This is a genomic window from Kitasatospora sp. NPDC023385 (assembly GCF_055664045.1).
Genome location: NZ_JBVOOL010000015.1, coordinates 38,356 through 55,296, shown reverse-complemented (window position 1 = coordinate 55,296; position 16,941 = coordinate 38,356). Strand labels below are relative to the sequence as shown.

General features: G+C 73.0%; 14 protein-coding genes and 1 pseudogene. 7 read left to right on the top strand and 8 right to left on the bottom strand.

Annotated features, from left to right (window positions below):
- Window positions 1–120: 120 nt before the first annotated feature.
- Window positions 121–573 carry a DUF6325 family protein gene (locus tag AC0B61_RS23230; RefSeq protein WP_471742643.1) on the top strand — a complete coding sequence of 151 codons (453 nt, stop codon included), beginning with the start codon at window positions 121–123 and terminating at the stop codon, window positions 571–573.
- Window positions 567–620 carry a hypothetical protein gene (locus tag AC0B61_RS23225; protein WP_471742774.1) on the top strand — a complete coding sequence of 18 codons (54 nt, stop codon included), beginning with the start codon at window positions 567–569 and terminating at the stop codon, window positions 618–620. Before AC0B61_RS23230 ends, AC0B61_RS23225 begins: the two co-directional genes overlap by 7 nt.
- Window positions 621–639: 19 nt before the next feature.
- Here the strand turns inward: AC0B61_RS23225 and AC0B61_RS23220 are convergent.
- The 3 genes and pseudogenes from AC0B61_RS23220 to AC0B61_RS23210 form a co-directional block, all read right to left on the bottom strand.
- A pseudogene (locus AC0B61_RS23220) lies at window positions 640–888 on the bottom strand (nitroreductase family protein); the annotation flags it as partial.
- 130 nt (window positions 889–1,018) lie between these two features.
- A complete protein-coding gene (locus tag AC0B61_RS23215; protein ID WP_471742642.1) occupies window positions 1,019–2,674 on the bottom strand; it encodes an ABC-F family ATP-binding cassette domain-containing protein in 1,656 nt (551 codons plus the stop codon).
- Window positions 2,675–2,801: 127 nt separating this feature from the next.
- Window positions 2,802–4,037 (bottom strand): trypsin-like serine peptidase, encoded by a 1,236-nt coding sequence (locus AC0B61_RS23210; protein WP_471742641.1) that lies wholly within the window; start codon window positions 4,035–4,037, stop codon window positions 2,802–2,804.
- 569 nt (window positions 4,038–4,606) lie between these two features.
- Here AC0B61_RS23210 and AC0B61_RS23205 point away from each other — a divergent pair.
- A complete protein-coding gene (locus AC0B61_RS23205; RefSeq protein WP_471742640.1) occupies window positions 4,607–6,214 on the top strand; it encodes an ABC-F family ATP-binding cassette domain-containing protein in 1,608 nt (535 codons plus the stop codon).
- Between the two features lie 86 nt (window positions 6,215–6,300).
- Here AC0B61_RS23205 and AC0B61_RS23200 read toward each other — a convergent pair whose 3' ends face one another.
- The 5 genes from AC0B61_RS23200 to AC0B61_RS23180 form a co-directional block, all read right to left on the bottom strand.
- Window positions 6,301–6,951: a Pr6Pr family membrane protein gene (locus tag AC0B61_RS23200; RefSeq protein WP_471742639.1), complete on the bottom strand. Its 651-nt coding sequence runs from the start codon at window positions 6,949–6,951 to the stop codon at window positions 6,301–6,303.
- A gap of 112 nt (window positions 6,952–7,063) precedes the next feature.
- Window positions 7,064–7,840 (bottom strand): response regulator transcription factor, encoded by a 777-nt coding sequence (locus AC0B61_RS23195; RefSeq protein ID WP_471742638.1) that lies wholly within the window; start codon window positions 7,838–7,840, stop codon window positions 7,064–7,066.
- Window positions 7,837–9,102: a sensor histidine kinase gene (locus AC0B61_RS23190; RefSeq protein ID WP_471742637.1), complete on the bottom strand. Its 1,266-nt coding sequence runs from the start codon at window positions 9,100–9,102 to the stop codon at window positions 7,837–7,839. Before AC0B61_RS23190 ends, AC0B61_RS23195 begins: the two co-directional genes overlap by 4 nt.
- Window positions 9,099–10,184, bottom strand: coding sequence for a hypothetical protein (locus tag AC0B61_RS23185; protein WP_471742636.1), 1,086 nt, complete (start codon window positions 10,182–10,184; stop codon window positions 9,099–9,101). Before AC0B61_RS23185 ends, AC0B61_RS23190 begins: the two co-directional genes overlap by 4 nt.
- Before the next feature lie 81 nt (window positions 10,185–10,265).
- Window positions 10,266–10,808 carry a GNAT family N-acetyltransferase gene (locus AC0B61_RS23180; protein WP_471742635.1) on the bottom strand — a complete coding sequence of 181 codons (543 nt, stop codon included), beginning with the start codon at window positions 10,806–10,808 and terminating at the stop codon, window positions 10,266–10,268.
- 170 nt (window positions 10,809–10,978) lie between these two features.
- Here AC0B61_RS23180 and AC0B61_RS23175 point away from each other — a divergent pair, with 170 nt between their 5' ends.
- From AC0B61_RS23175 to AC0B61_RS23160, 4 genes are all read left to right on the top strand, one after another.
- Window positions 10,979–12,226: a CaiB/BaiF CoA transferase family protein gene (locus AC0B61_RS23175; protein ID WP_471742634.1), complete on the top strand. Its 1,248-nt coding sequence runs from the start codon at window positions 10,979–10,981 to the stop codon at window positions 12,224–12,226.
- Window positions 12,227–12,228: 2 nt separating this feature from the next.
- Complete coding sequence (locus AC0B61_RS23170) at window positions 12,229–13,371, top strand: acyl-CoA dehydrogenase family protein (RefSeq protein ID WP_471742633.1); 1,143 nt, start codon at window positions 12,229–12,231, stop codon at window positions 13,369–13,371.
- A 75-nt stretch (window positions 13,372–13,446) separates the two neighbouring features.
- Window positions 13,447–14,661, top strand: a complete 1,215-nt coding sequence (locus AC0B61_RS23165; protein ID WP_471742632.1) for an acetyl-CoA C-acetyltransferase — start codon at window positions 13,447–13,449, stop codon at window positions 14,659–14,661.
- Window positions 14,662–14,693: 32 nt separating this feature from the next.
- Window positions 14,694–16,931, top strand: a complete 2,238-nt coding sequence (locus tag AC0B61_RS23160; protein WP_471742631.1) for a 3-hydroxyacyl-CoA dehydrogenase NAD-binding domain-containing protein — start codon at window positions 14,694–14,696, stop codon at window positions 16,929–16,931.
- The last annotated feature ends 10 nt before the right edge of the window (window positions 16,932–16,941 follow it).

Genomic DNA, 16,941 nt, shown 5'->3' with positions numbered 1-16,941 from the left:
CCCCGAAGGCGCACATCCCACCCGGTCCGCGGTCGCGGACGACGGGCTTCCACCACACGCTGGAACACGCCACGACGGTCCCCTCGCGCATCACCCTCCGACCCGCTCCGAGGAGCTGCCATGAGCAATGCCACCGATGACGAACTGAACGAAACCGGTCCGATCGACTATCTGATCGTCGAGTTCCCCGGCACCCACCTGACCGGAGAGGGCATGCCGCTGCTGCTGGACCTGGTCGAACGGCGCATCATCCGGATTCTGGACCTGACCTTCGTCAAGAAGGAAGCGGACGGCACCCTGGCCGTGCCGGAGGTCGCCGATCTCACCGGCGACGGGCAGCTCGACCTCGCAGTGTTCGAAGGGGCCTCCTCGGGCCTGCTGGGCAACGACGATCTCAGTGAGGCCGCGAAGGCCCTGGAACCCGGCAGCTCGGCCGCCGTCCTCGTCTACGAAAACCTCTGGGCCGCTCCGCTGGCGGCAGCCCTGCGCCGTGCCGGCGCCCAGCTGGTCGCCAGCGGGAGGATCCCGGTCCAGGACGTCCTGGCGCCGCCCTCAAGGAACAGGGAGTGCTGACCGAGGAGGAGTTCGCCGCCCAGAAGGCGAGGATCCTCAGTACCTGACGCCCCGGCCGCGCTTCCCCGGCCGGGGCAGTCCTACGGCGGGCGCGTCCTCCAGGAAGGGCTTGCGCCAGTCGGTGCCGATCGGCGCGAGCGCGGCCAGCCACTCCTGGGACGCCCGGTGGCCGTAGAACTCGCGCTCCTCGGCCTCCGCCGCCTCGCGCAGCCGCCGCTTGCGCTCCGGGTCGGTGATCACTACGAACCGCCAGGGCTGGACGTGCGCGCCGCTGGGCGCGGTGCTCGCGGTCCGCACCGCCCAGTCGACCACCCCCGGAATCCACGGCGCTATCTGCACTGTCAACCATGGCGGACACACAGCACATGACGGCTTCCCTCCGGGAAGAGGTCGAGACCAATTCCGGGAGGGACCGGTGGTTGGGGGAGCCGGCCGGCGCGGTCGGCTACAGCTCGTGCGCCCGCCCGTCCCGGACCTCGATCCGCCGGTTCACCGCGACGGTGTCCAGCATCCGCCGGTCGTGGGTGACCAGCAGCAGCGTGCCGGTGTACGAGCCGAGCGCGGACTCCAACTGCTCGATCGCGGGCAGGTCCAGGTGGTTGGTCGGCTCGTCCAGCACCAGCAGGTTGACCCCGCGGGCCTGCAGCAGCGCCAGCGCGGCCCGGGTGCGCTCGCCGGGGGAGAGGGTGGCGGCGGGGCGCTTCACGTGCACCGCCTTGAGGCCGAACTTGGCCAGCAGGGTGCGCACGTCCTCCGGCGTGAGCTCCGGCACGGCGGCGGCGAAGGCCTCCGCCAGGGGCTCGCCGCGCAGGCTGTGCTCGTTCTTGAAGATGTGCCCGCGCGCCTGGTCGACCTCGCCGACCACCACGCCGGAGCCCAACGAGGCGTTGCCGCCGTCGAGTTCGAGTCGGCCGAGCAGCGCGGCCAGCAGCGTGGACTTGCCCGCGCCGTTGGCGCCGGTGATGGCGATCCGGTCGGCCCAGTCGATCTGCAGGTCCACCGGGCCGAGGGTGAAGTCGCCCCGGCGGACGACGGCCCCGCGCAGGGTGGCGACCACCGAGCCGGAGCGCGGCGCGGTGGCGATCTCCATCCGCAGCTCCCACTCCTTGCGCGGCTCCTCGACCACGTCCAGCCGCTCGATCATCCGCTGGGTCTGGCGGGCCTTGGAGGCCTGCTTCTCGGTGGACTCGGAGCGCATGGCGCGGCCGATCTTGTCGTTGTCGGAGGACTTGCGGCGGGCGTTGCGCACGCCGTGCTCCATCCAGCCGCGCTGCATCCGGGCTCGGGCCTCCAGCGAGGCCTTGGTGTCGGCGTAGTCCTCGAACTCCTCACGGGCGTGCCGACGGGCCACGGCGCGCTCCTCCAGGTACGCGTCGTAGCCGCCGCCGTACAGGTTGACCTGCTGCTGGTGCAGGTCCAGCTCCAGCACCTTGCTCACGGTGCGGGCCAGGAACTCGCGGTCGTGGCTGATCAGCACGGTGCCGACGCGCAGGCCCTTGACGAAGGCCTCCAGCCGCTCCAGGCCGTCCAGGTCGAGGTCGTTGGTGGGCTCGTCGAGCAGGAAGAGGTCGTAGCGGGAGAGCAGCAGCGAGGCGAGGCCGGCCCGGGCGGCCTGGCCGCCGGAGAGCGCGGTCATCGGCAGGTCGAGTGAGACCTTCAGCCCGAGCGAGTCGGCGACCTCCTCGGCGCGCTCCTCCAGATCGGCGCCGCCGAGGTCGAGCCAGCGGTCCAGGCCCGCCGCGTACGCGTCGTCGGCGCCCGCCCGGCCCTCGACCAGGCCCTCGGTGGCGTCGTCCAGGGCGGCCTGCGCGGCCGCCACGCCGGTGCGGCGGGCCAGGAACCCGCGCACGGACTCGCCCTCGCGCCGCTCCGGCTCCTGTGGCAGGTGTCCGACGTTGGCACTGGCCGGGCTCAGCCGCAGCGAGCCGCCCTCCGGGGTGTCGAGGCCCGCCAGCAGCCGCAACAGGGTCGACTTGCCGGCGCCGTTCACGCCGACCAGGCCGATCACGTCGCCGGGGGCGACCACCAGGTCCAGCCCGGAGAAGAGGGTGCGTTCGCCGTGGCCGGCGCTGAGGTCCTTGACTACGAGTGTCGCGCTCATGATGAGCCCGATTGTAGGAGGAGCGGGCCCGGTGGCGGAAAAACGGGACGGCGGCGCAGACGCGAACGGCCCGGGGGCAGTGGCTGTGGCAGCCGCCGCCCCCGGGCCGGGATCACCGCTCAGCGGGTCACTTGGCCTTCTTCGCGAAGTAGTCGAACATGTGCTGGGCCACGTCCTCCAGGTACGGACCGGCCTCGTAGGTGTTCGCACCGTTGCCGATGGAGGTGTCGCTGACCAGGGCGGGCTTGCCGTCCTTGGTCGCGTACCAGCCGCCGCCGCTGCTGCCGCCGGTCATGTTGCAGCCGATCAGCAGCATCGCCGGGCGGCTCGGGTCGCCGGTCTTCTTGGACGGCTTGCCGCCGTCGCAGTGCTCCAGCTCGGCGCCGTCGAAGGGCTTGCCCTCCGGGAAGCCGTAGTTGCTGACCGCGGCGAGCTGGTCACGCGGGGCGTTGAACCAGAGCGGGACGGAGCCGCCGACGGTCTCCTCCAGCGACTTGGCGCTGCCGTCGGGGTTGGCCACCTTGATGATGCCGAAGTCGTACTGGCTCCAGGGGCCGCCCTTCTCCGGGTCGGCCTCGCCGGTCCACTGCGGCGAAACCATGCCGGCGGTCGCGCCCCACTCGCCGTACGGCTCGGCGTCCTCCACCTTGGCCTGCTGCCGGCCGGCGCCGCTCAGCACGCCGTTGCTGTTGAAGGCCGGGGCGAAGGTGATGTCGGTGTAGTACTTGTTGCCCTTGCCGCCGTGCAGGCAGTGGCTCGCGGTCCACACCAGGTTGCTCTTGCCCGGGTGCTCGGGGTCGGAGATGACGGTGCCGGAGCACACGTAGTCCTCGTTGCCGTCCTTGAAGAAGATCTTGCCGTTGACGTGCATGTTCTTCGGGAACGGGTGTGCCACCGGCTTCGCCGGCACCATGGCGGGCAGCTGGTCCGGGCCGGCCGGGGGCTGGGCGGCGGTGGGCTGGGCCGGGGCCGCGCCGGTCGGCTGGGCGGGCGGCTGGGTGGTGGGCTGCGCGGGCGCCTGCGTCGGGTCCTGGGCGGGCGCCTGCGGCAGCGGCTTCGGCTTGGCGTTCAGCAGCTTCTGCAGGGTCCAGTAGCCCTTGACCGCCGGGGTGACCACGTTCGCCTGGGCCCACTTGTCCCAGTCGTCGAGCTTCCACGTCTTCAGCTCTTCGACGGTCGGCAGCTTGATCGGCGCCGCGCCCGGCTTGCCGGAGGCGCTCGCGCTGGCCGCGACGGTGGGAGCGCCGGTCGCGGCTCCGGACGGGTCGCTGTTGTCCGGGCCGCACGCGGTGGCGACCACCATGGTCAACGCGGCGACGGAGGCGCCCAGGACGGCACGGCTCGGCCGGGATATCGGTGACATGCGTTCAAATCCCCCTGTTGACTACTACCGCCATACAGTCCGTTCCTCGGGTACGGCCTACCGGGCCGCAGGTATGGCAGGTGGGAGTCTGCCATGCGGACAAAGGGCTCCTTGACTCCACCCCCGGCTCGGACGGCGCCGTCACCGGATCGGCACCGGATCCGCACGGGGCCTTTGCCGGGCCCGACTTGGCCCGAGGGCCCGGCCCGATCGCCGGGCGCGCGATGTGATCCGCCGGGGGCGCGACGCAATCCGCCGGGCGCGCGATCCGGTCCGCCGGGCCCGAATAACCGGTTGCACACGTCTGTTGACGTCCCTAGCGTTGTCCGGGTCGTCAGCCAGACTCGTCAGCCAGGCAAGGAGAAGGCCGTTGCTCTACTGAGGTCCCGGGACACCGCCCCTCCGCGCAGGCCGATCCGCCGCGCGGTGCAAGAGTGTGCGACCTCAGTAACGGCCCCGTGGCGCGTCATTCCGCCGCCTTCCTGTCCTCCGGCCGTCCCCGTCCCGCACCCGCGGTGTCTCCCCGTGTTGCTCACCACCCCTTCGGCAACCACCCCGGGAGTCCCTTCATGGCACAACCCACCACCGCCGTCCTCTGCACCGACCTCACCTTCGAGTGGCCGGACGGCAAGCCCGTCCTGGCGGGCTTCCACCTCGCCGTCGGCCCCGGCCGCACCGGCCTGATCGGGCTCAACGGCGCGGGCAAGTCCACCCTGCTGCGGCTGATCGCCGGCGAACTCACCCCCACCGGCGGCACCGTCCGGGTCGACGGCGAACTCGGCTACCTGCCGCAGGGCCTGACGCTCGACACGACCCTGCGGGTGGACGAAGCGCTCGGCATCCGCGCCACCCGCGAGGCCCTGCACGCCATCGAGTCCGGCGACACCGACCAGCGCCACTTCGACGCCGTCGGCGACGACTGGGACGTCGAGGAGCGCGCCCGCGCCACCCTCGACCGGCTCGGCCTGCACCGCCTCGGCCTCGACCGCACCACCGGCGAGCTCTCCGGCGGCGAGGCGGTGCTGCTGCGGCTGGCCGCCCTGCTGATGGCCCGCCCCGACGTCCTGCTGCTCGACGAGCCCACCAACAACCTCGACCGGGCCGCCCGGGAGCGGCTCTACGAGACGGTGGCCGGCTGGCACGGCGTGCTGCTGATCGTCAGCCACGACCGCGAACTGCTCCGGCACGTCGACCAGATCGCGGACCTGCGGGACGGCGAAGTCACCTGGTACGGCGGGAACTTCGACGCGTACGAGCGCACCCTCGCCGCCCAGCAGGAGACCGCCGAGCGGCTGCTGCGCAACGCCGAGGCCGATGTCCAGCGCCAGAAACGGGACTTGGTCGAGGCCCGCTCCCGGCTGGAGCGCAGCGCCGCGTACGGCAAGAAGCGGTCGGTCACCCGCAACGACCCGCACATCTTCGCCGGGATGCTCAAACGCAAGGGCCAGGAGACCGCCGGGCGGCTCCAGGGCATGCACACCGAGCGGCTGGAGGAGGCCAAGGCGCGGCTCGGCGCGGCCGAGGAGGCCGTCCGGGACGACGCCGAGATCCGGATCGACCTGCCGCGCACCGCCGTCCCGGCCGGGCGCACCGTGCTCACCCTGCAGAAGGTCCGGCTGCCCTACGGCACCACCGCCGACCTCGACCTGCGCGGTGCCGAGCGGATCGCCCTGGTCGGCCGCAACGGCGCCGGCAAGTCCACCCTGCTGCGCACCATCGCGGGCGAACTCGCCCCGCTGGAAGGAGAGGTCACCACCCCGGTGCCGCTGCGGTACCTCCCGCAGCGGCTCGACCTGCTGGACGACAAGCTCAGCGTCGTGGAGAACGTCAAGCTGTTCGCCCCCGCCGCGGGCGACAACGCGATCCGCGCCCGGCTCGCCCGCTTCCTGTTCCGCGGCGCCCGGGCCGAGCAGCCGGCCGGCACCCTGTCCGGCGGCGAGCGGTTCCGGGCGGCGCTGGCCGCCCTGCTGCTGGCCGACCCGCCGCCGCAGCTGCTGCTGCTCGACGAGCCGACCAACAACCTGGACCTCGCCAGCGTCCGCCAGCTCACCCAGGCCCTGGCCGCCTACCAGGGCGCGCTGATCGTGGTCAGCCACGACCTGCCGTTCCTGCGCGGCCTGGGCCTGACCAGGTGGCTGGAGCTGGACGGCGAACTGCGGGCGGTGGAACCGATGTAGCGGCTCGCGGCTCGCGGCGGCTGTTTCGCGGGCGCCCGGCGCCGGGCGGGGGTGGGCCGGTACTCCCGCCCGGCGCGCCCCCGGGGTCAGGCCTGCGGCGCGGGCCGCAGCCTGCCCGCGACCAGCGTCCCGAGCCGGTCCAGCCCGACGACGAGTGCGGCGAGCACCACGAACTCGACGGTCAGCTGGGCGATCTGGCCCCAGACGTACCCGTAGCCCTTGGTGGTCGGGTCGAAGAAGAAGTACGGGTAGGGCGTCGGGTAGTCGTCGAACAGCGCGTTGCGGGTGAGCACGATCGCCGCGTAGCCAAGCGGGAAGGCCAGCCAGAGCGGTATGTCCTTCCAGGCCGCCGCGTTGCGCGGCTTGAACACCAGCCAGTCGGCGATCACCATCACCGGCGTCACGTAGTGCAGGAAGAACGACGACCAGTGCGCCAGCCGGTCCGGCCCGCTGACCAGCCCGGGCAGCGGGCTGGCGCCGTGCTGCAGGAGGACGTGCGAGACCAGCCCGGTGATCAGGATGTACAGCGTCGCGGCGCCGCGCAGCCGGGGCGCGGGCGCGTCCACGGTGCCGCGCTTGGTCATCCAGTACACCGCGCCGATGAAGTAGCCGAGCACGATCACATTGCTCTGCACGGTGAAGTACACCAGCGGCGCGGTCCCCAGGGACAGGCCCAGGCCCGCCGAGAGCACGATTCCCATGCGCCACCACAGCGCGGGGCGGGTCCGGACTGTCATGCGGCCACCAGTTCGTTCCAGGCGATACGGGAGGTATCGGACGGCTGAGGGGAAGGTCGCACTCTACTCGCTGGTACCCGTGACGTGGAACCCGCGTGCGATTCCGGCGGCCTCAGCCCGGCAGCACGAACCCCGACTCGTACGCCGCGATCACCGCCTGGGTGCGGTCCCGCGCGCCCAGCTTGGCGAGCACGCTGCCGACGTGCGTCTTCACCGTCTCCGGGCTCACCACCAGCTGCCGGGCGATCTCGCCGTTGTTGAGCCCGGTGGCCATCAGCCGCAGCACCTGACCCTCCCGCTCGGTCAGCCGCCCGACCGGCCCCCGACCGGCCGCGTCCGCCCGGCGCCGGTCCGCGCCGTGGCGCAGCGCTAGCTCACGGACGGCCGCCGGGAAGAGCAGCGAGTCCCCGCGCGCGACCAGCCGCACCGCCTGCACCATCTCCTCGGCCCGGGCCCGCTTCAGCAGGAACCCGGCCGCGCCCGCGCGCAGCGCGTCGTAGACGTAGTCGTCGTGCTCGAACGTGGTGACCACCAGGATCCTCGGTGGCTCGGCCATGCCGGCGACCAACTGCTCGGTCGCCCGGATCCCGTCGATGCCGGGCATCCGGACGTCCATCAGCACGACGTCCGGCCGCAGCTCGCGCACCAGCGGGACGACCTCGGCCCCGTCGGCGGCCTCGCCGACCACGGTGAGGTCCGGCTCGGCGTCGATCACCACCCGCAGGCCCATCCGTACCAGCCGTTCGTCGTCCGCGATCACCACGCGGAGGCGGGCCTTGCCGTTGTCCCCGCTGTCCCTGCTGCCGTCGCTGCTCACTGCGTCCCCGTTGCCCACTGCGCCCCCGCTGTTCACCGTGCCCCCGCTGCTCACCGTGTCCGTGTCCCTCATCGTGCGGTCCCTTCCACCGGCAGCCACACGGCCAGCCGCCAGGTCGTTCCGTCCGCGCTCGGCCCGGCCGTGCTGCCGCCGCGCAGGGCCGCCGCGCGCTCCCCGATGCCGCGCAGCCCGCGCCCGCCGCCGGGGCGGCTCGGGCGGGCGGCGCCCAGCGGGTTGGTCAGTTCGATCTCCAGCCGGTCCCCGGCCAGCCCGACCCGCAGCCCGGCCGGGGCGGGCCCGGCGTGGCGCAGCACATTGGTCAGGCCCTCCTGCACGATCCGGTACGCCTCGCGGGAGACCGCGGCGGGCAGCCCCGCCAGGCCCGGGGCCAGCTCGGCGTCCACCGCCACCCCGGTGCGGGCGAGCTGGCGCAGCAGGTCGTTCAGGCCGGCGAGGGTGGGCCCGGCCGGTCCGGCCGCCTCCGACTCCTCCTCGCGCAGCAGGCCGAGCACGGTGTCCAGTTCGGAGACGGCCGCCCGCGCGGTCTCCTCGATCGCCTGCAGCGCCTCGGCGGCGAAGTCCGGGTCGGTGCGCAGAACCCGGGCGGCCGCGGAGGCCTGGATGCCGACCGCGCTGAGCGCGTGTCCGACCGAGTCGTGCAGCTCCCGGGCCAGCCGGTTGCGCTGGGCGAGCACGGTGGCCCGGCGTTCGGCGGTGGCCAGCCGCTCCTCGGGGGTCGGGCCGAGCAGGGCGGGCGCCCAGCGGGCGAGCAGCGCCCCGCAGCCGGCGTTGACGAGGACGATCAGCAGCAGGATGGCGAGGCCGAGGGTGGGGCCGGTGAACACCCAGTCGGGGAAACGGTCCTCCCAGAAGCGGATGAGGTCCTGGGCCGCGCCGAAGCTGAAGATCAGCACGATCGCGAACGGCGCGCCGGCCAGCGTCATCCCGGCGACCACCCCGCCGAAGAAGAGGTGCAGCACGAACCAGAGCGCGGTGCGCCACCGGGCCGACCACGAGCGGGCCGGTCCGGCGGCCAGCTCCTCCGGCCGCGCGGCCGAGCACAGGGCCCGAGCCGCCGCGCCCTCCAGCCCGCGGACCGTCGGCACCAGCGCCGTGACGGCGGCCATCGGCAGCGAGGTGAACAACGAGAGGAACTGCAGCAGCGCCTGGGCGGCGGGCGTCTGCTCCCGGTTGAGGGCGCCGAGCATCACCACCGACAGCAGCCAGTACGGCATCAGCAGCGCGCCGCCCAGCACCAGGTGCACCCAGCGCAGCCGGGCCCGCCGCCCGACCACCGCCTCCGCCGCACGCCGCAGCCGCGCCCCCGTGTTCACCCGGGTGACTGTACGTCAGCCCGGGCGTCGGCCGGTGCGGCGGTTCGAGCAGCCCCGGCAGGCCCGGTGGCCGTAGCCCCGGTAGTTCCCGCAGTGGGTACGGCGGGGCCCGCGGCCGTGCCGGTGGCCGCGTACGCCGCCCGCTCGGTCAGGGCGATCGCGCCGACGGCCAGGACGAGCACCCCGGCCACCACCTGCGCCGTCTGCACCAGGGACATCGTCCCGGGCACCGCCATCCGCAGGTCCGTCACCCGGGACGCCCCCGCGCCGAAGGCCACCAGCTGCCAGCTGCCCCAGCCGAACAGGGAGCCGGCCGCCGTCCACGCCACCAGCAGGGGCCCGAGCAGTCGCCGGCGCGGCCCGAACCGGAACACCAGGACCAGCAGCGCCGTCACCGCGGCCACCGCCATCAGCGCGGTCACCCCGTTCATCACGGCCACGCCCCGGTCCCGTTCCTGGGCCATCGCGATCGGCACCCCGACCGCGCCGCCCGCCGCCCAGTACGCCCGGGCTGCCGCGACACCGACGGCGAGCAGCGCCGCAGCGCAGGCGAGGGCGCGCTGCACGGCCAAGGTGGGGGAGTGCGGCAGGTCGCCGATCCGCTCACGCAGCAGCGCGGCCCAACGCTGCCGGGCGTAAAGAACGAAGGCGGTGATCAGTGCGAGACCCTGCACCGCGAACCCGCCGTACACGACGGCGAACACCCAGCCGGCGAGGCCCCGGTCGTCGCCCGGGCCGCTGTCGGGCCCGGGCCCCAGCGCCAGGACGGTCAGCAGGTCCACCGGCAGCGCCACCAGGATCGTGCCGAGCAGCCCGGTCGCGACCCACATCGGGAACGCCACCAGGCCGGCCCGCACGCGCCGCCCCCACGGCCGTACGAAGGTCAGCGCCAGGGCCACCGCGATCGCGTCCATGCCGAAGGTGAGCAGGTTGACCAGCCACAGCCGGTCCATCCCGGCGGGGTCGCCCGACCCCACCGGATGCCCGGTCAGCCACAGGAGTTTGAGCGCCAGGTACGGCCCGGTCGCCGCCACCGCCGTCCATGCCGCTCCGGCCCGTACAGTGCCTTCGTTGATCCTCATGTCCTTACGGTTCCGCGGCGCCCCGGCCCCGGTCCTCCGCCTGGGGCGCGATCCCCCTCCCCCCGGCGGGGGATCTTCGGCTCACGCCATGCGGTGGATCAGCCGGTCCTCGTGGTCGACGCGTCCGTCCGGGTCCGCCACCAGTCCGAGCCGCTCGGCGAGCCGCCGGGAGGGCAGGTTGTCCGCCCGGATCAGTGCGACCACCGGGATCCCGGGGAAGCGCGGCAGCGCCTGCGCCATCGCCGCCCGTGCCGCCTCCGCCGCGTACCCCAGGCCCCAGGCGGACGGCCGGAACCGGTAGTAGAGGTTGAACACCCGCTCCCCGTCCAGCGTGTGCAGGTACAGCCCGGCGAACCCGATGATCACCTCCGGTTCCTCCCGCGTCGACACGGCGCAGTACCCGACCCCGTCCCGCTCCCAGTCGGCCACGAACCCGTCCAGCATGTCCCCGGCCTGGGCGACGTCCCGCTGCGGCCCGTGCGGGTTGTACCGGTTGGTCTCCGGATCCCCGTGGACGGCGAACACGGCGTCGACGTCGCCGTGCCGCGGCTGCGTGAGCACCAGCCGCTCGGAGACGGTGACGACCGTGCGTCCGGTGCGTTCGATCAGGTCGGTGGTGGTCACGGCGCTTCCCCCGTCATCGGCAGTAATGGCTGAGATGGAAGATAGACCATTACGACTGAGGAGCGCCTGTCCATTTCCCCGGGGAGTCGAGGCCTTGTTACCGGCGGGTCGCTTCTCTATCATCCCGAGTGTTACAGCTTTACTGTCAAACCCTGAAGGGTTCGCGGCCAGTGCGTGACACGAGCAGTCCGGCGGGCGAGGGCGCCCGGGGCCCCTTGGCCGGTGTGCGGGTGGTGGAGCTCGCCGGGATCGGCCCGGGGCCGTTCGCGGCGATGCTGCTGGGGGACCTCGGGGCGGACGTGGTCCGGGTGGACCGCCCGGAGCCGTCACCGCTCGGCACGGACCCGGCGTACGACCTCACCAACCGCAACAAGCGCTCGGTGCTGATCGACCTGAAGTCGCCCGACGGGCCCGGACGGGTGCTGGACCTGGTGGAGCGGGCGGACCTGCTGATCGAGGGCTACCGGCCGGGCGTCGCGGAGCGGCTCGGAGTCGGCCCGGAGGCGTGCCTGGCCCGCAACCCGGCGCTGGTGTACGGGCGGATGACCGGGTGGGGGCAGCAGGGGCCCCGGGCGGCGACCGCCGGGCACGACCTCGGGTACACCGCGGTGGCCGGAGTGTTGGGGGTCGTAGCGGCGCCGGGCGGTGCCGACGAGGCGCCCGGCATACCGGCCAACCTGCTGGGCGACTACGCGGGCGGCTCGCTCTACCTGGTCGTCGGCCTGCTCGCCGGGCTGCACCACGCCCGGTCCACCGGCGAGGGACAAGTGGTGGACGCGGCGATCGTGGACGGCGCGGCGCACCTCGGCAGCATGCTGTGGGGCCTGCTCGCGGCCGGCCACTGGCAGGACCGCCGGGGCGGCAACCTGCTCGACGGCGGCGCACCGTTCTACGCCGTCTACCGGGCCGCCGACGGCGGACACCTGGCCGTCGGCGCGCTGGAGCCGCGCTTCTACGCCGAGTTCGCCCGCCTGCTGGGACTGGGCCCGGACGCACCCGGACAGTACGACCTCGCCCGCTGGCCCGAACTGCGCGCCCTGGTCGCTGCCCGCTTCGCCACCCGGACCAGGGCCGAGTGGGAGGCCGTCTTCGCCGGCTCCGACGCCTGCGTGGAACCCGTCCTGACGATGCGTCAGGCCGCCGCTGACGGGCACCTGTCGGCGCGCGGGACGTACGTCGAGGCGCACGGCGTCACCCAGCCCGCCCCCGCCCCCCGCTTCTCCGCCACCCCCGGCGCGCTGCGCCGCCCGCCCGCGCGGCCGGGCGCGGACACCGCGGAGGTGGCCCGGGACTGGGGCGTCCCGGGCCTCGACGCCAAGGCAGAGCCCGAAGAGTACGAGAAGCCCGAGAAGCCCGAAGAGTACGAGAAGCCCGAGAAGCCCGAAGAACCCGAGAAGCACGACGAGCAAGGAGAGTAGCGTTGCAGCGCGAGATCTTCACCGAGCAGCACGACGACTTCCGGGCCGCCGTGCGCGCCTTCCTCGCCAAGGAGGTGCTGCCGCACTACGACCGCTGGGAGAAGGCGGGCATCGTCGACCGTTCCGCCTGGCTCGCGGCCGGCCGCCAGGGCCTCCTCGGCATCGCCGTCCCGGAGGAGTACGGCGGGGGCGGCACCCCGGACTTCCGCTACGCCGCCGTGCTGGCCGAGGAGTTCGCCCGGGCCGGCGCCGCCGGGCTGGCGATCGGCCTGCACAACGACATCATCGGCCCCTACCTCACCACCCTCGCCACCGAGGAGCAGAAACGCCGCTGGCTCCCCGGGTTCTGCTCCGGCGAGCTGATCACCGCGATCGCGATGACCGAGCCCGGCACCGGCTCCGACCTGCAGGGTATCCGGACCCAGGCGGTCGACCACGGCGACCACTTCCTGCTCAACGGCGCCAAGACCTTCATCTCCAACGGCATCCTCGCCGACCTGGTGATCGTGGTCGCCCGCACCACCCCCGAGGGCGGCGCGCGCGGGCTGAGCCTGCTGGCCGTCGAGCGCGGCACACCCGGCTTCGAGCGCGGCCGCAACCTCGACAAGATCGGCCAGAAGGCCCAGGACACCGCGGAGTTGTTCTTCGAGGACGTCCGGGTGCCCAAGGAGAACCTGGTCGGCGAGCTCCACGGCGGCTTCGTCCACCTGATGCAGAACCTCGCCCAGGAGCGGCTGGCCATCGCGGCCGCGGCGATCGCCGGCGCCGAGTACCTGGTCGAGATCACCACCGACTACGTCAAGCAGCGCGAGGCCTTCGGCCGCCCGCTCGCCAAGCTGCAGCACGTCCGCTTCGAGATCGCCGAACTGGCCACCGAGTGCGCCGTCACCCGGACCTTCGTCGACCGCTGCATCACCGAGCACAACCGCTACGCGCTCACCCCGGCCGACGCCTCGATGGCCAAGTGGTGGGCCACCGAGCTGCAGAAGCGCACCGCCGACCGGTGCCTCCAACTGCACGGCGGCTACGGGTACATGAGCGAGTTCCCGGTCGCCCGGGCGTTCACCGACGGCCGCATCCAGACCATCTACGGCGGCACCACGGAGATCATGAAGGAGATCGTGGGCCGCTCCATCCTCGGCTGACCTCCGTCCGCCCAGCCCCCGGCCCCTGGCAGGCCCGCCCTGCGCCAAGCCCCCGCCCCGAAAGGCTCTTCCATCGTGACCACCGAAGCGTACGTCTACGACGCGATCCGCACCCCGCGCGGCCGGGGCAAGGCCAACGGCTCACTGCACGGGACCAAGCCGATCGACCTGGTCGTCGGCCTGATCCACGAACTCCGCCGCCGCTACCCCGGGTTGGACCCGGCGGCGATCGACGACATCGTGCTCGGCGTGGTCAGCCCGGTCGGCGACCAGGGCTCCGACATCGCCCGGATCGCCGCCGTCGCGGCCGGCCTGCCGGACACCGTCGCCGGCGTCCAGGAGAACCGCTTCTGCGCCTCCGGCCTGGAAGCCGTCAACATGGCCGCCGCCAAGATCCGTTCGGGCTGGGAGGACCTGATCCTGGCCGGCGGCGTGGAGTCGATGTCCCGGGTCACGATGGCCTCCGACGGCGGCGCCTGGTTCGCCGACCCGATGACGGCCTACGAGACCGACTTCGTCCCGCAGGGGATCGGCGCCGACCTCATCGCCACCATCGAGGGCTTGTCCCGCACCGACGTGGACGCCTTCGCCGCCGAGTCCCAGGCCCGCGCCGCCAAGGCCCAGGCCGACGGCCTGTTCGACCGCTCGGTGGTCCCCGTGCGCGACCGCAACGGCCTCGTCGTGCTGGAGCGCGACGAGTTCATCCGCCCCGGCACCACCGTCGAGACCCTGGCCGGCCTCAAGCCCTCCTTCGCCGCCATCGGCGAGGCCGGCGGCTTCGACGCCGTCGCCCTGCAGAAGTACCACTGGGTCGAGGCCATCGACCACGTCCACCACGCGGGCAACTCCTCCGGCATCGTGGACGGCGCCGCGCTGGTCGCCATCGGCAACCGCGAGATCGGCGAACGGTACGGGCTGCGCCCGCGCGCCCGGATCGTCTCCGCCGCCGTCTCCGGCTCCGAGCCGACCATCATGCTCACCGGCCCCGCCCCCGCCACCCGCAAGGCGCTCGCCAAGGCCGGACTCACCGCCGCCGACATCGACCTCGTCGAGATCAACGAGGCCTTCGCGGCCGTCGCGCTCCGCTTCATCCGCGAACTCGGCTTCCGCCCCGACCAGGTCAACGTCAACGGCGGCGCCATCGCCCTCGGCCACCCCCTCGGCGCCACCGGCGCGATGCTGCTCGGCACCGTGGTCGACGAACTGGAGCGGCGCGACCTGCGCTACGGCCTGATCACCCTCTGCGTGGGCGGCGGCATGGGCATCGCCACCATCGTCGAACGCGTCTGACCCCCTCCCGCAGATCTGGAGACCGTGAACTCATGAGCGACACCACCACCATCCGCTGGGAGCAGGACCAGGACGGCGTGGTCACCCTCGTCCTCGACGACCCCACCCAGTCCGTCAACACCATGAACGAGGCCTTCACCGCCGACTTCGAGACCGTCGTCGAACGGCTGGCCCGCCTCGCCGCCGACGGCGGACTGCGCGGCGTCGTGATCACCTCCGGCAAGAAGACGTTCTTCGCCGGGGGAGACCTCCGGATGCTCTCCGCCGCCCGCCCCGGGGACGCCGAGGCCGTCTTCGAGAAGTCGATGCGGATCAAGCGCTCGCTGCGCACACTGGAGACCCTCGGCAAGCCGGTCGTCGCCGCCGTCAACGGCAGCGCGCTCGGCGGCGGCCTGGAGATCGCGCTCGCCTGCCACCACCGGGTCGCACTGAACACGCCCGCCAGCCGGATCGGCCTGCCCGAGGTCACCCTCGGCCTGCTGCCGGGCGGCGGCGGAGTGGTCCGCACGGTACGGCTGTTCGGCATCACCGACGCCCTGCTCAAGTTCCTGCTGCAGGGCCGGCAGTACCGCCCGGCGCAGGCGCTCGAGCACGGACTGGTGCACGAACTCGTCGACACCCCCGAGGAGTTGACCGCCCGGGCGCGCGCCTGGATCGAAGCCAACCCGACCGCCGTCCAGCCCTGGGACGTCAAGGGCTACAAGATCCCCGGCGGCACCCCCGCGACCCCGGCCTTCGCCGCCAACCTGCCCGCCTTCCCCGCCAACCTGCGCAAGCAGCTCAACGGCGCCCCCTACCCGGCCCCGCGCAACGTCCTGGCCGCCGCGGTCGAGAGCACCCAGGTGGACGTCGACACCGCGATGGTGATCGAGGCCCGCTACTTCACCGAGCTCGCCTGCGGCCAGACCAGCAAGAACATGATCCAGGCCCTGTTCTTCGACATGCAGGCGGTCAACTCCGGTGCCGGGCGCCCCAAGGGCATCGAGAAGCGCACGGTCCGCAAGGTCGCCGTGCTCGGCGCCGGGATGATGGGCGCGGGCATCGCCTACGCCTGCGCCAAGGCCGGCATCGAGGTCGTGCTCAAGGACGTCAGCGCCGAGGCCGCCCAGCGCGGAAAGGCCTACTCCGAAGGGCTGTTGGACAAGGCCGTCGCCCGCGGCCGCGCCATCGATTCCCAGCGCGACGAACTGCTCGCCCGGATCACCCCCACCGCCGACGCCGCCGACCTGGCCGGCTGCGACGCCGTGATCGAGGCGGTCTTCGAGAACACCGAACTCAAGCACAAGGTGTTCCAGGAGATCGAGGACGTCCTCGCCCCCGACGCCCTGCTCTGCTCCAACACCTCCACCCTGCCGATCGGCCTGCTCGCCGAAGGCGTCCGGCGCACCGGCGACTTCATCGGCCTGCACTTCTTCTCGCCGGTCGACAAGATGCGGCTGGTGGAGATCATCCGCGGCCCGCAGACCGGCGACGAGGCCCTGGCCCGAGCCTTCGACCTGGTCCGGCAGATCGACCGGACCCCGATCGTGGTCAACGACTCCCGCGGCTTCTTCACCTCGCGGGTGATCGGCCAGTTCCTCAACGAGGGCGTCGCCATGGTCGGCGAGGGCATTCACCCCGCCACCGTCGAGCAGGCCGCCGCCCAGGCCGGCTACCCCGCCAAGGTGCTCTCCCTGATGGACGAACTCACCCTCACCCTGCCCCGCAAGATCCGCGACGAGTACCGGCGCTCGGTCGAGGCCGTCGGCGGCACCTGGACGCCGCACCCGGCGGACACGGTCGTCGACCGGATGGTCGACGAGTTCGGCCGGCCCGGGCGCAGCGGCGGCGCGGGCTTCTACGAGTACGGCTCGGACGGCAAGCGCGGGCGGCTGTGGCCGGGACTGCTGGAGCACTTCGCGGCTGCGGGGGCTGGGGCTGCGGGGGGTTCTGCGGGTTCGGGGGCTGCGGCGGGCTCTGCGGCGACCGGGTTCGACGTCCCCTTCGAGGACCTCAAGGAACGGATGCTGTTCAGCGAAGCCCTGGACTCGGTGCGCTGCCTGGAGGAAGGTGTGCTGACCTCGGTCGCCGACGCCAACGTGGGCTCGATCCTCGGCATCGGCTTCCCGGCCTGGACCGGCGGCGTGTTCCAGTACATCAACGGGTACGAGGGCGGCCCGGCCGGATTCGCGGCCCGCGCCCGCGAACTCGCCGCCGCCTACGGCGAGCGGTTCGCGCCGCCGGCCCTGCTGGAGCGGATCGCGGCGGAGGGACGGACGTTCGGCGACTGACGGTCGGTCC